We start from the raw sequence: 15,289 nt of genomic DNA, 5'->3' as shown, positions 1-15,289 counted from the left end.
GAGTCGGGAATCTCATTCCTTTCACACTCGTTCATAAAACAGAAAAGCCCGCATCAATTGCTTGATACGGGCTTCTTAATCAATGAGTTAGAGAGTTACTTGTAGAAAGACTCACCCAATCCAGCACGTGTCAGTAGGCCATCACATGGCGCGAAACGATCACCGTACTTCTTAGCGAAATCGTTCATCATCTCAACCAGTGACTTAATGCCGATTTGATCCATATAACGGAACGGACCACCTAGGAATGGCGGGAAACCGATACCGAAAATCGCACCGATATCACCATCACGAGGGCTGCGGATAATGCCGTCGTCTAGACAACGAACCGCTTCGTTTAGCATAGGTAACACACAGCGCATCGCGATATCGTTATCGCTCAACTTAGGATCTGGTTGCAGCTTAAGCAGCTTGTAAACTGACTTATCCACCTCCTTCTTCTTGCCTTTGTAAGTGTAGAAACCTTTACCACTCTTGCGGCCTTTACGATTGTCATTCAAAAGAATATCAAACACATCAGGACCTTGGAAACGATCGCCAAGCTCATTCACTAAAATCGGAATGATCTTCGCACCGATATCAACACCCACCTCATCTAATAAAGTGATAGGACCAACCGGGAAACCGAAGTCCAATAACGTGCTGTCGAGCTTTTCAATCGGCTCGTTCGCTAGCAGTAAATGCGCTGCTTCGTTCATGTACGGAGCAAGAATACGGTTCACATAAAAACCAGCCGTGTCTTTCACAACAATCGGCGTTTTACCTTGCTTCTTCGCTAATGCAACAACCGTAGAAATCGTCTCTTCTGACGTAGTTTCATGAGGGATAACTTCTACTAGCGGCATTTTTTCGGCTGGGCTGAAGTAGTGAAGACCGACCACGTTTTCTGGTCGCTGCGCCTTCTCCGCAATCTTATGGATCGGCAATGAAGACGTATTCGTCGCGAAAATAGTCTCTGGCTTGGCATTGGCTTCGATGTCCGCAACCATTGACTGCTTAAGGTCGAGGTCTTCAAATACCGCTTCAATCACCACATCGGTGTGATTAAAGCTCGTAAAGTCGATACCACCAGACAGTTGAAGCATCTTACTTTCAAGGCCCGCTCGGCTCAGAATGCGACGTTTACGCTGCTTATCGAACAACTTGAAGTTGTAGTTAAGCGCGTTCAGTACACCTTCATTTGATACGTCTTTAATGCGTACAGGCACTTTCGCCTTAGCAACACTGACATGGCTGATGCCTGCGCCCATAAGACCACCGCCTAGCACACCAACACGCTTAACCGCTTTGGGTTCTGCGTCTGCGCCGTGTTCTTTTTTCATTTCCGTGGTTGCAAAGAAAATCGAACGAAGGGCTTTAGACTCTGAAGTCATAACCAGTTCTGAGAAACGCTTCGCTTCATACTGAAGACCTTTATCAAAGCCGTTCTCAAGGCCATAACGAATCACGTCTAAAATCGCATCCGCTGCTGGGTAATTGCCGCGTGTTTTCTGATTGGTCTTCTTAGAAGCTTGTTCAAAAATCACTTTACGACCAAGGCCGTTACGTGAAATCAGCTTTTCTTTGGTCGACGCTTGGCTTTTCGACGCAAGGCGCTTACCTTTTTTACTGCCCGTATTCTTTTCAACAAAGCTTTTAGCGACTTCAAGCAGGATAGTTTCAGGCACACAAGCATCGACAACACCGAGCGATTTCGCTTTCTTAGCGCGCAGTTGCTTACCCGTAAGGATTAGGTCAAGAGATGGCAACAAACCAATAAGGCGAGGTAGACGCTGTGTACCGCCAGAGCCTGGTAACAGACCTAACTGTACTTCTGGCAGACCAACGCGAGTCTTATCTGAATCGGTACATACACGGTAATCACACGCCAGTGCAAGCTCTAAACCACCACCTAAACATGGGCCGTGAATCGCTGCGACTACTGGGTACGGTAGTTCAGAAAGCGTTTGGAACATCTCCTGCCCTTGGCGAGCCAGAGACTGTGCTTCGTCAGCCGTTTTACACGCATCAAGCATTCTTACATCAGCACCAGCGATAAAGTTATCTGGCTTAAGAGAATGAACGATTAGGCCCTTAACTCGGCTTTGCTTTTCTTTGAGTTGCTCGAAGATGGCTTTCATTTCTTCAGCAAAAGCCGCTTGCAGCGTGTTCATTTTCTCGTTTGGCACATCAATCGCTAACCAAGCAATATCTTGCTCATCGATATTGAGAGTAAATGCTGTCGCTTTCTTTTTGGTTGATTCAGTCGCAGAGGTTGAATCTGGTTGAGCGACTGTTTCTTTTTCTGTTGTTGCATCAAGAGTCGTAGACATTATTCTACCTCCAAGATCATTGCTGCACCTAAACCACCAGCCGCACACGCTGTGTTCAGTGCCAAGCCGCCACCGCGACGTTTCAGTTCACGTAATGTTTGAGTCATCATGCGTGCGCCAGTCGCTGCAAACGGATGTCCGTAAGCAATCGAGCTACCCAGCACGTTGAACTTCTCCATATCAATCTCACCGATCGCTTTATCGCGGCCAAGATTCTTCTGTGCAAACTCATCGCTTGCGAACATTTTCACGTTAGCCAAAACTTGGGCAGCGAATGCTTCGTGCATTTCGATCAGTGTTAGGTCTGACAACTCTAAACCGGTGTTCTTTAATACTTGTGAGGTCGCGTAAGTCGGGCCCATCAGCATATCTGTTTCAACACCAATCGCTGAGAACGCATAACCACGAATATAACCAAGCACTTCTAAGCCTAGTTCTTTCGCTTTACCTTCGCGCATCAACATCACTGCTGCACCGCCATCGGTAAGAGGCGTAGCATTGGCTGCCGTTACACTGCCGTACTTTCTATCAAAAGCAGGACGCAGCTTAGCGTAACCTTCAACCGTTGAGTCGTGGCGAATGTTGTTGTCTTCCGCTAGATACTTTTTGTAAGGCGCCGGGAATGCCGTCATCACTTCGTCTTTAATCTTGCCTTCTTTCCATGCCTGAGAAGCCAAAGAGTGAGAACGGTGAGCAAGTGCATCTTGAGCTTCGCGAGTAATACCATGCGTCTTAGCCATTTGCTCAGCCGTTTGTCCCATGGATAAACCGGTCGAGTATTCAGCAACTGCAGGTGGTACTGGCATCAAATCTTTTACGGAAAGTGTTTTAAGAATTTTCAGCTTTTGACCCATAGTTTTCGTTTTACTCAGCGCTAATAGATTTGCCGCTAACTTTTTCGAAACACCGATAGGCAATACAGAAGAAGAGTCCGCACCGCCCGCAATACCGATATCAATCGTGCCAGCCATAATGCTTTCGGTCACGTTAACTGCCGCTTGGAAGCTGGTCGCACATGCTCGTGTCACACTGTACGCATCGGTATTAATATCCATGCCGGTGCCAAGCACAATTTCACGTGCAATATTTGGCGCTTCTGGCATCTGTACCACTTGACCAAACACAACTTGTTCAATTAGCGCAGGATCGACATCTGTTCTCGCAAGCATTTCACTCACGACCATTTTGCCTAAGTCGACCGCAGGCACTTGACTAAATTCAGTGCTCTGACGAGCGAATGGGGTTCGTAATCCAGCGACAACGGCAACACGTTCTCCAGAACGGGTTTTGACTTCCTGTTTGCCCATGGTTTCTCCTTAAAGTTAAGAGGTCTGACCTGAAGCATTGTAAAGAAGTTGTTAATTAAATCAAACAAGCGTTTAAATAAACGTGATACGAGTATCTCACTGTTTGAAAATTTAACTGTACCTTCAGGCGAACCTTTTGGGGTGAAAGGTTGTCCTAAGAGACTAAACTATTGTTAAAGGGCACTGTTACTACAGTGTTTGGGGATTGTTTTCTTGAGGCAAAAAAAAACCACACAAAGATGTGTGGTCGGAATGTATATAAAGCAATTAACTTAACGCCAATTGAAATAATCAGTTTCCTGATTAGGAGAAAGTAAAGTCAGCCTTCAAAAGGAAGTGTCGTCTTGCTCAACATGCTAGCCACGAATGACTAACTAGACGACAAGGTGTACTATAACGAGTTCGAGGCCTTAGATTTTGAAGTAGATCAATTTTAATGTGATTTTACGATTTCCTGCCGATCGTTAGCTCTAAAAATATAAAAACGAAGCACAACGTATAGAGGACAGCTATACGCAGAGCAATTATGGAGGCTCGTGTGTCAATAATAAAAATGTTTGGAAAGAAAACAGCCAAGCGTCCGGTCAACTCTGATATGGACAAACAAAGAAAATACGAAGCACTTGTGCGCGCCTATCATCGTGACCTCTTTCGCTACGCCTATTGGTTATGCAAAGACAAAAGCATTGCCGAAGACTTAGTTCAAGAAACTTGCCTTCGTGCATGGAAGTCACTCGATAGCCTTCAAGATGAAAAAGCCGCCAAATCTTGGCTGATTACCATCTTGAGACGCGAGAACGCTCGACGTTTTGAACGCAAACAGTTTGATCTGGTTGATATCGACGATCACGGTAACGATGCTAGTGTCAGTGATGACCCGCACCATCAGCATCAGTGGTTGCAAGCCCAGATCATGAAACTTGAAATTGATTACCGTGAACCTCTCTTCTTGCAAGTGATTGGTGGTTTTAGTGGTGATGAGATTGCCGATATTCTCGATCTCAACAAAAACACGGTGATGACACGTTTATTCAGAGCTCGAAATCAGTTGAAAGAGCTGTTGGATACAGAAGAGGCAGAGAGGGGGCAACATAATGGATGATTTGGAATTTCGTCGTCGTGTATTGTCGGAACCTAAACAACGTACACAAGATATTGTTGATGCGACCGCGAATAGCGAAGCCAATAGTAACTTCTTAGACGATGTACTAGCGCTTGATAAACAGATCCACTCTGCGATGAATGTGGATGTGCCAGACGATCTTGCTGATCGTATTCTGTTCAATCAGACCTCAAGCGAAGAAAGCAAAGTAGTAAGGCCAACGTTTGCGAGACGAGCAATGGCAATGGCCGCCTCAGTAGCATTCGTTGCAGGTTTATTAGTTGGCCAAGTGAATTGGGGAAATGCATTCGTTTCACCTGCGCAAGCTAGTTTGGTCGATACGGCGATGAAGCATGTTGTTGATGAGAAGAGCTTTGTTAGTAACATCGATGAACAGGTTACATCGCAGCAAATCAATGCAAAAATGAACCCATTTGCTTTTCAGTTTGATGACGCTTTCCCTTACCACGTCTATTACCTAAACCACTGTGGTTTTGGTAAATCCAACGCGGTACATATGGTCTTCCAAGGCGCAAAAGGCAAAGTAACACTGTTTTTAACCGGTATTTCGACAGACAAACCTATCGACTTTGATGAAAAAGGCATGTCCGGCTCGGTAACACCCGTAGATGGCAGTAGCTTAATCCTTGTGGGTGAAAATGGTGAGGATGTTTCCAAAATCGCCGAAAAGCTGACAAAAATGATCAAACCAATGAGCTAATTCGCTCTTAAAGCCCCGTCACAAAAGGCCCAGCAATTATATTACTGATATTGCTGGGCTTTATTTATAAATAAACCACAAAACCATTCACACCACCAATACCTCTAGAGTTAAAACTCTAAAAAACAGCATTTCACACCATTTTCGTGCCAGATAGGCGTCATTTCCATAATTTTCCACTCAAAATCCCCAATGGTCGGATTTGTATATCGTATACTTGCGAATAGGATCAGCCACCATTGAGCAATTGCTCAAATTAATCGCCCTGTAGAGGCGGATATATAAAGGAATAAATGAATGACTACCAACAACACGCGTCTGTTTAAAAAGTCTCTTTTAGCAGTAACAATTACACTGGCGTCTTCGCAAGCGATGGCAGCAGGTTTCCAACTTAACGCACAATCAGCAACCGGCATCGGCCGTGCTTTCGCTGGTGATGCAGTAATCGCAGATAACGCGTCAGTAATGGCACGTAACCCTGCAGCAATGGCACTATTTGACAAAACTGAGCTATCTCTTGGTTTTGAAAGTATTACTTCAATGATTGAAGTTAAGGATGCTACCTATAAAGGCTTCATGGGAAGCACCTCCAGCAATGCTGATTATGACGATGCTGGTGATACTTCTATAGCTCCAAATATTCACCTTATTGTTCCTATCAACGAAAAATTTGCTGTAGGCTTCAATGCTTATTCGAACTTTGGTACAAAAACTGAGTTCAGCGATAGCTATGTGGGTGGTGAATACGGCGGTCTTACAGATGTAAAAAGTGTTAACTTTGGCCTAGCTGGTTCGTACCGTTTAAACGATCAATGGAGCTTCGGCGCTGGCCTTGATCTTATTTACGGTAAAGGCGAGCTGAAACGAACAATGAGTTCAGAAGTTGGTACTCCACCTAGCCCATTGCTACCTCAAGCAGGACAAACCGTTCTTGACGCTGAAGCAGATGGCTGGGCTGTTGGCTTTAACCTTGGTACTGTTTTCGAATTGAATGAAAACAACCGTTTTGGTTTGGCTTATCACTACTCTCCGAAACTTGAAGCTGAAGGAGATATCAGTTACCAAGGCACTGAATATAAAGATGATACTCTTTATATGCCTCTACCTGATATTGTTGAGTTCTCTGGCTTTCACAAAATCGAAGATACTAAATTCGCGGTTCACTATTCAGTACAATGGATTGGTTGGAGCTCATTTGACAAGCTAGAAGCAGAAAAAGCGGGTGTTCTAAATAATTACGAATGGCAAAATGGTATGCACTACTCTCTAGGTGGTACATATTACATGAATCGTGATTGGACACTTCGTGCCGGCTACATGTATGACACTAGCGCACAAGATGAAGTAACTTCAGTTTCAGTGCCAGATTCAGATCGCCAATGGTTCTCAGCTGGTTTCACATACCACATCAACGAAGCGTCAAACGTAGACTTTGGTTTCACATACTTAATGGGCGACGATGTTAAAGTTAATGAATCAACTTCTGTTGTTTCGTCAATTTCAGCAACAACTCGTGCAGATGCAATCCTAATGGGTCTACAGTACAGCCGTAGCTTCTAATAAAAGCTAGGTTATAAACCTCAAAGGGTCGCATAATGCGACCCTTTTTTATTGCCTAAACCACTGACCTACATCAATTTAAGCTTACAACTGTAGCCTGCAAGGTCAATATATGACTACAAGTGTACGCTCAAACTTCGCAACACAGCAGAAACATTTAGATTATTTCTCTAATAATTAAACACATTTACTCATTAAATCCCTAAAACACTGTTTTATTCGAATTTCATTTTTAAAGTAATGACTCTAAAAGTAGAATCACGCCACTAAATACTTATGATTCAGCGAACATAATAATGAAAATGAATAAGACTCTTCTATCTGCTGCAGTGGCAGTTGGACTACTTTCGACTTCTACCATAACTCACGCGGCAGGTTTCCAACTAGCAGAATACTCGGCAACAGGCCTAGGCCGCGCATACGCGGGTGAAGCTGCAATGGCTGACGGTGCAGATGCACAATGGCGCAACCCTGCTATGCTGACTTACCTAGAAGGCACTCAGGTTTCTGTTGGTGCTATCTATGTTGACCCTAACATCAATATCGACGGTACCTCTGGCGGAAATACTCCAGCAAGTAGTAAAGATTTCGCCCACAGTGCTGTGATTCCAAGTTTTTATGTTTCTCATAAGTACAACGACAAGTTCGCATTGGGCTTCGCTGCAGGCACCAACTATGGTATGGAAACCGACCTAGGTACTGACTTTGCTGGTGCAAACCACGGCAATGAAGCAAGCGTTATCAGCATGGAACTGAACCTAAATGCTGCATACCAAGTACTTGAAAATGTATCAATTGGTGGTGGTATTCGCTACATCATGGCAGAAGGTAGTATTGGAGCAACGGCTACAGCCCCTGCATTTGGAATCGTAGACGCAGGCGATACATTAAAATATATGGAAGGTGATGATACCGCTTGGGGCTGGCAAATTGGTACAGCATGGCAGATCAATGAAAGTCACCGCGTAGGTTTTTCCTATAAATCGGAAGTAAATCTTACTCTCGAAGGATACGCAACAGGCGCTGGTTTCAACCTATTTACCCCTGCTAAGCATGATATCAAAACCGATGGTTCTATGGATTTAACTCTTCCAGCAACTGCTGAAATTGCATCATTTCACCAACTGACTGATAAAGTTGCGATTCACGCGAGCATTAACTGGACGGATTGGAGTAGCTTTGACAAGCTTGAAGCGAACCTATCAGATCGCAGTAATACGGAGTTAATCAAAAATGAAAACTGGGAAGATAACTACCGCTTTGCAGTTGGCACCACTTACCAAATGACACCTAAGCTGGCTCTACGTTCTGGTATTGCTTACGACACTTCCGCAGTAAGTGAAGAGCACCGTACTGCGACGATCCCAGAAACAGACCGTACTTGGTTAAGTATTGGTGCTGGTTACCAATGGTCTGAACAACTTACACTAGACGCAGGCTTCACTTACATTCTAGCGAAAGACGCTAAAATGCATGAAACCGATGCTGCAGCGAGTTTATTTGGTGGTGACTTCGAAGGTGAAGTGACTGGTAGCATCTGGTTAGTGGGTATCCAAGCGAACTACCGCTTCTAATCTACCGCCCTAAAAGTAGAAAATATTAAAAAGGCTCGATGTTGCATCAACATCGAGCCTTTCTTTTATCGATTTTCTAAATCGTGTTTCTAGTAATCTTCTAGATAACCATCGATGAAGTCTTCTTCTTCAAGGTCGACCTCTTCAGGTTCAATCTCGGCTTTGAAATCACGACGTTGAATATAAACATCTCGCGTTAATGCATATGGATCTGGCGAGTTATCCAACAGAGCCTCTTGTGACACTAACTGAGCACGTGTTTCCATGCCTTCGAATGCCCACTTTCCTAAGCTAGCCCAGAAGTTCAAGAAAGACAGAGGCACATACATACCATCAACGGTTTCAGTCACTTCGCGCGTTGTTACTGGGCCATAACCCGGTACCATGAAGTACGGACCATTCCCTACCCCGTAATGACCAATCGCATCAGAGAACGACTTATCATCGTACTTGGTGATCCCAGCTTCGCTAGCAATATCGATTAAGCCTAACAAACCAATCGTTGAGTTAATCCAAAAACGATTGAAATGGTCGAGTGCTTTTTCACCATTGCCCATAATAAGGTTATTCACCATGCTTGATGGTTCGTCTAAGTTGGCTAGGAAATTGGAGATACCAGAACGCACTGGCACAGGGGTGTAGTCAACATAAGCGAGGGAAACAGGGCGAACTAAGTAAGGATCTAGATATTCGTAGTTGATATCCCACATCGCTCGGTTGAAACCTTCAAAAGGATCATTGGGGTGGGACTCTTCGACGTATTCAGAGGTTTCGAGGTTATCATCGTCAACACTTTCGTCCGGCGCGCTTGAACACCCAACCGTTAAGCTTGCGATAAAAAGTAAACTCGAGAGTCTTAAAACACTGACAGACATATCACCTTTTCCATAAGGAATTCAAATAATAAAAAAGGCCAGCAATCGCTGGCCTCAATTGTTTGGCTAAGTCTATACCGTTTATCTGCAAATCGGAATAGCTAACACCTATGCAAAGTGATGATTAATATTGCTTATTGATATCAATGGTAACTGGAGCACCCAGTTCAACCACTTCACTTTCACCGTACCAATCGCCTTCGCGAGTTGAAACGTTGCCGTCTGTATCAAGCCTAGCTCTAACCATCAGAGTTTCAAGGCTAGACAGCTCTTGTCCTTCCAGCATGCTGTTGCCGTCATCTAGAACAACAGTACGAGGGAAAGTCCCTAGTGGGTAACGAGCGGCTGCGATAGGCATTGGAGAACCATCTGCTCTGTGTACTGAAACAATTAACACTGAGTTAGGGTCAGCATTCACGTCTGCAGATAGATCGAGCGTTACAGCAACAGTCTTACCTTGGTCGACACCCATATTGTCGCCCATTTTCTTCTGAGCACTTTCAATACTGCGCGAAAGCATTTCATAGCGACTGTCTTGTGGACCAATCATCTGCTGCATGATGCTCCAGTACTTCACCGCACCTGGGTAGTCTTGACGCTCAAACGCATCAAACGCAAGCAGTGAGAACACACGAAGGTCAACGTAATCGTTTTGAATCAAACGGCTCAAAATCAAACGAGCTTGGTTTTGATCAGCTTCATCAGGAGAAAGCATCAGTGCTTGTGCGAAACCTAACTGAACATCTTCATTCTTAGGTTCAAGCTTGTAAGCTCGCTCCATAGAATCTTTTGCTGTTTCAGCATCACGGTTAGCCAGTGCAATACGACCGAGTAGTAACCAACCTGTTGAATCTTTTGGTTGGTAATGCAGACGAGTACGAAGCGCCAGAGTCAAATCTTCCAGTTCATCATCCGTTAGTGCACCACCTTCCGATGACATTAGCTTTTTAGACAACTCAGGAAGGTTCGAGCTCACTTCTTGCCAGTGTTGAACTTTGTCCAATGCACCGAACTTAAAGTACATACCATAAGTCACAGCCACGACAAGAATGATCGACGGTACAACCACACCAAGCGTAGAGATTTGAGTTTTCTTCATCTCTTCTTGTGCAGGAACATCATCAAGCAGAGACTGTTTCAAATCAGCGATCAGTTCTTGTTGGTTATCAACAAGACCTTCCTCTGCTTCTACTTCTAACTCGACAAGACGGTCTTTATAGAACGCTTTATTCAACTCGTCGCGAAGCATCTCGTCATTGTTTGCCTTCTTGTTAATGAAAGGCAGAACAATTAAGAAAATTGCCGCTAGCGAAAGGATAATGGTAGAAATCCAAAATAGAGTCATTACTTCTTATCTCCGTCGTTCTCTTCATCGAGTAACGCTTTTAAGCGAGCTTCTTTGTCTGCATCCCAGTCTTTATCTGACTCTACTGCTGCTTTTGATTTTGACTTTCTGCTTCGTAAAATAATCAAACCAAATCCAAACACAACAACCGCAAACGGACCAATCCAAAGGATCGATGTAGCTAAGGTCAGTGGCGGGTTGTACGTTACAAAATTACCGTAACGAGCAATCATGTAATCAATAATTTCTTGCTCAGACTTGCCGTCTTTTGTCATCTCGTACACTTTTTGGCGTAAGTCGACCGCTAGCTCAGCATTCGAATCACCAATCGTGTTGTTCTGACATTTAGGGCAACGTAGCGTATTACTCAACTCTTTAAACTGCTGTTCTTGATCTACGGTATCAAATTCATGGAACTCGATAGGCGCAGCAGAAACAGTCGCTGAAATTGCGAACGTAGCGAATAGAGTAATCAGTGCCTTTCTAATCATTTCGATTCCTCCAACAACTCTTGATACATCGGCTCAAGCGTCGATGCCCAGTTGGTTGGGTTCACGTCACCAACATGGCGGTAGCGAACTACGCCGTTAGCATCGATTAGGAAAGTTTCAGGCGCGCCATACACGCCAAGGTCAAGGCCTAGCATGCCATTACCATCAAACAGGCTAATTAGGTACGGGTTACCCAACTCTTTTAGCCAACCAACCGCTTTGTTGCGATCATCTTTGTAGTTAAGACCAATGATCTTAACGCCTTGATCCGCAAGCTTGTTCAGGTAAGAGTGCTCTGCATAACAAGTAGGACACCAAGTCGCCCACACGTTAAGAAGCAGTGGCTCGCCTTTAAAGATCGCTTGATCATGAAACTTACCTGGTTGTTCTAAGTCTTCTAGACCAAACTCAGGAACAGGCTTACCAATCAATACGGATTCTAGCTTAGTTGGGTCATCGCCCGACTGGTTGCGCATTAATTGCGTTGCAAAGATTCCAGCTAGAACCATGAACGCAATCAATGGAATGAATAAAATCTTCTTGTTCATTCGAATTAAGCCTCCTGCTCTTCAGCCGACTTTTTCATTGGCTTACGGAAACGGTAACGACGGTCACTGATAGCAATAGCGCCACCAATCGACATAATCAAAGAACCTGCCCAGATCCAACGTACAAATGGTTTGTAGTAGATACGTACAGCCCAAGATTTGTTGTCGTCTAAACGTTCACCCATTGCAATGTAAAGGTCGCGCGTTACGCCACGGTCAATCGCTGCTTCTGTCATCATAGACTTAGCTGTGGTGTAGAAACGTTTTTCAGCGTGAAGCGTGTTGATGTATTTGCCTTCTTTAGTAATTTCAAAGTCAGCAATGTAACCATCGTAGTTAGGACCATCTTTGTCACGAACCCCTGTAAACAGGAAGCTGTATTCTTCAAGCTGGTAGCTTTCACCTGGCGCCAGACGTACATCACGTTCGATGCTGTAGTTTTGCACCATCGCGATACCAATCACTGTCACGGCTAAACCTATGTGACCACACATCATTGCCCAGTGGCTACGAGGTAGCTTAGTTAGACCTTTCAAGAATGTATGACGGTGAGTCGCACGCTCATGCAGCTCAAAGCCGTGCATGAAGATGATCCAGAACGCCATTACCCAACCAGCAAACGCAGTACCACTGAAGCGGTCAGCCAGTAGAGCAACCATTAGCGCACTCAAGCCAAGTGAGAGTGCACCTGAAATCAGCATTGGTTTAACAAGCTTAGACAGGTTGTCACGTTTCCATCGGATCAGAGGACCGATACCAAGCAGGAACGAGAACGGGATCATTAACCAGAAGAACAACATATCAAAGAATGGTGCACCGATAGATACCGAGCCCAAGCCTAACTGTTTGTGAACTAATGGCAGTAGCGTACCTACTAACACAACGACAAGCGCTGCAATCAGTAAGATGTTGTTACCAAGCAGTGCGTTTTCACGAGAAACCAGATCGAAGTTACCGCGAACACGAACCGATGCGCCTTTAATAGCAAACAACAGCAGTGAACCACCGATAACAAAGACTAGGAAACCTAGAATAAACATACCACGAGCAGGATCCGACGCGAATGCGTGAACCGATACCAAGATGCCCGAACGAACTAAGAATGTCCCTAGTAAGCTTAGCGAGAATGCAGAGATAGCCAGCAGTACTGTCCAAGCTTTAAATGTGCCACGCTTCTCAGTTACCGCTAGTGAGTGCATTAGAGCAGTACCAGCCAACCAAGGCATGAATGAAGCGTTTTCTACTGGATCCCAGAACCACCAGCCACCCCAGCCAAGTTCGTAGTAAGCCCACCATGAACCTAGTGCGATACCTACCGTTAGGAATAACCAAGCTGCGATTGTCCAAGGACGCGACCAACGAGCCCATGCCGTATCAAGACGACCACTCATTAGAGAAGCGATTGCGAAAGAGAACGCAACAGAGAAACCTACATAACCCATGTAAAGCATTGGCGGGTGAATAATCAAACCCGGATCTTGCAGTAGTGGGTTCAGGTCACGGCCATCAACAGGGAAGAAAGGCAAGGTACGTAAGAACGGGTTAGACGTCACGATAATGAACAGCAAGAAGCCGACAGTAATCAGCCCCATGATAGCCAAAACGCGAGCCACAGACTCTTGAGGCATACCACGACTGAATGTCGCTACTGCTACAGTCCAACCCGCTTGGATGAGAACCCAAAGCAGTAATGAACCTTCGTGCGCACCCCAAACCGCCGTAATTCGGTAGTACCAAGGTAGTTGGCTGTTTGAGTTACTTGCTACGTATTGAATCGTAAAATCATTTGTGTAAAACGCGTAACACAAGATAAAGAACGAAATCGCTAAGAATCCGAACATACCCCACGACAACGGTCGTGCGCTGTTCATCAATAATGTGTTATTTCGAGCGGCTCCATACAATGGGAGCACGCTTAGCAGCAATGCAAGTCCCAAGGACAGGATCATCGCAAAATGGCCGATCTCGGCTATCATTGAGCATTTCCTTCTTTTTGTTCAGTCGTGTATTGCAAAGGCTCATGGGTTTTCTTCATTGCTTCCGCAACTTCAGAAGGCATGTACTCTTCATCATGCTTTGCCAACACCTCAAACGCTTCGATTGTCGTTGCATTTTTAAGGACACCCTGAGCAACAATACCTTGGCCTTCACGGAAAAGATCAGGAAGGATACCATCGTATAGAATTGTTACTTTAGGGCCTACATCCGCCAAATCGAAGCTTACACGTAGTGATTCATTGTCACGGCTTACAGAGCCGACTACGACCATGCCACCAATACGTAGGCGTTGACCAACTTCAGGCTTTTTACCATCTTTGCCGTTGACCAGCTCAGTTGGTGTGTAGAACAGATCCATGTTCTGGTTAAGTGCGTAAACCATCAATCCAACAGTCGCACTGATACCAAAAAAGATCGCTAAGACAATGCCCAGCCTCTTTTTACGTCTTGGGTTCATAGAGTGTTCTCCATATTTTTTGCTGCATCGATACGAGCTTGACGATCAATCTTAGCTTGTACTTCATTTAGTAATTGCTTACCACGACGAACGCTTACGACCAGTAAAATGATCATCGCGAGGAATGTGATTCCAAATGCACTCCAGACATACGAGGCATAACCTCCCATGGCTAAGAAATCACTCAAAGATTCAAAATACATAATTACCTACCCTACTACGCTTTTTCAGCCGCAAGCTTGCGAACCCATGGACGGTGACTTTCTTTACTGATGATTTCGTTACGGAAACGAATCATGGTTAAAGCGCCAAAGAAGAAAGCGAAGCCGAAGATGTTAAGAAGAAGCGGCCATAGCATGTCACTTGAGATCGAAGGTTTTGCGAACTTAGTAATGGTCGCGCCTTGATGAAGTGTATTCCACCACTCTACAGAGAAGTGAATGATAGGGAGGTTGATGACACCAACGATAGCCAAAATGCCTGCCGCTTTCGCTGCTGTTTTTTGGTCGTCAAAAGCGTGGTGTAGTGCGATCACACCCAAGTATAGGAATAGAAGAATCAGCTCTGAGGTTAAACGCGCATCCCAAACCCACCAAGCACCCCACATTGGTTTACCCCAAACTGCGCCAGTTAGTAACGCAATGAAGGTAAACACAGCGCCAATCGGTGCCATCGCCAGTGCGGCCATGTCTGATAGCCTTACCTGCCATACCAAACCGATAAAGGCAGCAATCGCCATCGACATGTAAACGCCCATCGACCAGATTGCAGACGGAACATGGATGTAGATGATACGGAAGCTATCACCTTGTTGGTAATCAGAAGGCGCAAATGCAAGCCCCCACACGGTACCGACGGATAGACACAATAGCGCTAGGATCGAAAACCATGGCAAAAGTTTACCAGCAAGCTGATAAGAGGTTTCTGCTTTGGCATAGGGATGGAGCCATTTCCACATGTTATAATCTCACTCTTACTTCATATTGCTTACAGCTATTA

14 protein-coding genes are annotated in these 15,289 nt (G+C 44.9%); 4 read left to right on the top strand and 10 right to left on the bottom strand.

The window, feature by feature from the left end; translation table 11 throughout:
* Positions 1–95: 95 nt before the first annotated feature.
* Both fadJ and fadI read right to left on the bottom strand, forming a co-directional pair.
* Positions 96–2,312, bottom strand: coding sequence for a fatty acid oxidation complex subunit alpha FadJ (fadJ, locus tag AB4507_RS15905; protein WP_102332825.1), 2,217 nt, complete (start codon positions 2,310–2,312; stop codon positions 96–98).
* The gene (fadI, locus tag AB4507_RS15900) at positions 2,312–3,619 is read right to left on the bottom strand and encodes an acetyl-CoA C-acyltransferase FadI (protein WP_215403476.1); all 1,308 of its coding nucleotides are present in this window, start codon (positions 3,617–3,619) and stop codon (positions 2,312–2,314) included. Before fadI ends, fadJ begins: the two co-directional genes overlap by 1 nt.
* Before the next feature lie 553 nt (positions 3,620–4,172).
* Between fadI and AB4507_RS15895 the strand changes: the two genes are divergently transcribed.
* From AB4507_RS15895 to AB4507_RS15880, 4 genes are all read left to right on the top strand, one after another.
* Positions 4,173–4,721, top strand: a complete 549-nt coding sequence (locus AB4507_RS15895) for a sigma-70 family RNA polymerase sigma factor (RefSeq protein WP_017060646.1) — start codon at positions 4,173–4,175, stop codon at positions 4,719–4,721.
* Positions 4,714–5,442: a DUF3379 domain-containing protein gene (locus tag AB4507_RS15890; RefSeq protein ID WP_136982084.1), complete on the top strand. Its 729-nt coding sequence runs from the start codon at positions 4,714–4,716 to the stop codon at positions 5,440–5,442. Before AB4507_RS15895 ends, AB4507_RS15890 begins: the two co-directional genes overlap by 8 nt.
* Positions 5,443–5,739: 297 nt before the next feature.
* Positions 5,740–7,002 carry an outer membrane protein transport protein gene (locus tag AB4507_RS15885; protein WP_065605063.1) on the top strand — a complete coding sequence of 421 codons (1,263 nt, stop codon included), beginning with the start codon at positions 5,740–5,742 and terminating at the stop codon, positions 7,000–7,002.
* Between the two features lie 296 nt (positions 7,003–7,298).
* On the top strand, positions 7,299–8,576 hold the full coding sequence (locus tag AB4507_RS15880; RefSeq protein WP_136982083.1) for an outer membrane protein transport protein: 1,278 nt from the start codon (positions 7,299–7,301) through the stop codon (positions 8,574–8,576).
* Positions 8,577–8,665: 89 nt separating this feature from the next.
* On the opposite strand, the gene AB4507_RS15875 is transcribed toward AB4507_RS15880, so the two are convergent.
* The 8 genes from AB4507_RS15875 to AB4507_RS15840 all read right to left on the bottom strand — a co-directional run bounded on the left by AB4507_RS15875 (position 8,666) and on the right by AB4507_RS15840 (position 15,248).
* Positions 8,666–9,451, bottom strand: a complete 786-nt coding sequence (locus tag AB4507_RS15875; RefSeq protein ID WP_136982082.1) for a VacJ family lipoprotein — start codon at positions 9,449–9,451, stop codon at positions 8,666–8,668.
* A 124-nt stretch (positions 9,452–9,575) separates the two neighbouring features.
* Positions 9,576–10,796, bottom strand: coding sequence for a c-type cytochrome biogenesis protein CcmI (gene ccmI, locus AB4507_RS15870; protein WP_136982081.1), 1,221 nt, complete (start codon positions 10,794–10,796; stop codon positions 9,576–9,578).
* Positions 10,796–11,287 carry a cytochrome c-type biogenesis protein gene (locus tag AB4507_RS15865; RefSeq protein WP_065583667.1) on the bottom strand — a complete coding sequence of 164 codons (492 nt, stop codon included), beginning with the start codon at positions 11,285–11,287 and terminating at the stop codon, positions 10,796–10,798. The genes ccmI and AB4507_RS15865 overlap by 1 nt, the downstream gene beginning before the upstream one ends.
* Entirely contained in the window at positions 11,284–11,835 is a 552-nt protein-coding gene (locus AB4507_RS15860) for a DsbE family thiol:disulfide interchange protein (protein WP_017060653.1), read from the bottom strand. Before AB4507_RS15860 ends, AB4507_RS15865 begins: the two co-directional genes overlap by 4 nt.
* Before the next feature lie 5 nt (positions 11,836–11,840).
* The gene (locus AB4507_RS15855) at positions 11,841–13,811 is read right to left on the bottom strand and encodes a heme lyase CcmF/NrfE family subunit (protein ID WP_372082568.1); all 1,971 of its coding nucleotides are present in this window, start codon (positions 13,809–13,811) and stop codon (positions 11,841–11,843) included.
* Complete coding sequence (gene ccmE, locus AB4507_RS15850; protein ID WP_017060655.1) at positions 13,808–14,290, bottom strand: cytochrome c maturation protein CcmE; 483 nt, start codon at positions 14,288–14,290, stop codon at positions 13,808–13,810. Before ccmE ends, AB4507_RS15855 begins: the two co-directional genes overlap by 4 nt.
* Entirely contained in the window at positions 14,287–14,493 is a 207-nt protein-coding gene (ccmD, locus tag AB4507_RS15845; RefSeq protein ID WP_017060656.1) for a heme exporter protein CcmD, read from the bottom strand. Before ccmD ends, ccmE begins: the two co-directional genes overlap by 4 nt.
* A gap of 14 nt (positions 14,494–14,507) precedes the next feature.
* Positions 14,508–15,248, bottom strand: coding sequence for a heme ABC transporter permease (locus tag AB4507_RS15840; protein ID WP_017068974.1), 741 nt, complete (start codon positions 15,246–15,248; stop codon positions 14,508–14,510).
* Positions 15,249–15,289 lie beyond the last annotated feature (41 nt).

Origin of the sequence: Vibrio sp. 10N.222.54.A3 (assembly GCF_041474095.1) — a bacterium.
Classification (GTDB): domain Bacteria; phylum Pseudomonadota; class Gammaproteobacteria; order Enterobacterales; family Vibrionaceae; genus Vibrio; species Vibrio crassostreae_C.
Note: the sequence above shows the minus strand (reverse complement) of the source record. Positions and strands in the feature narration are given on the sequence as shown.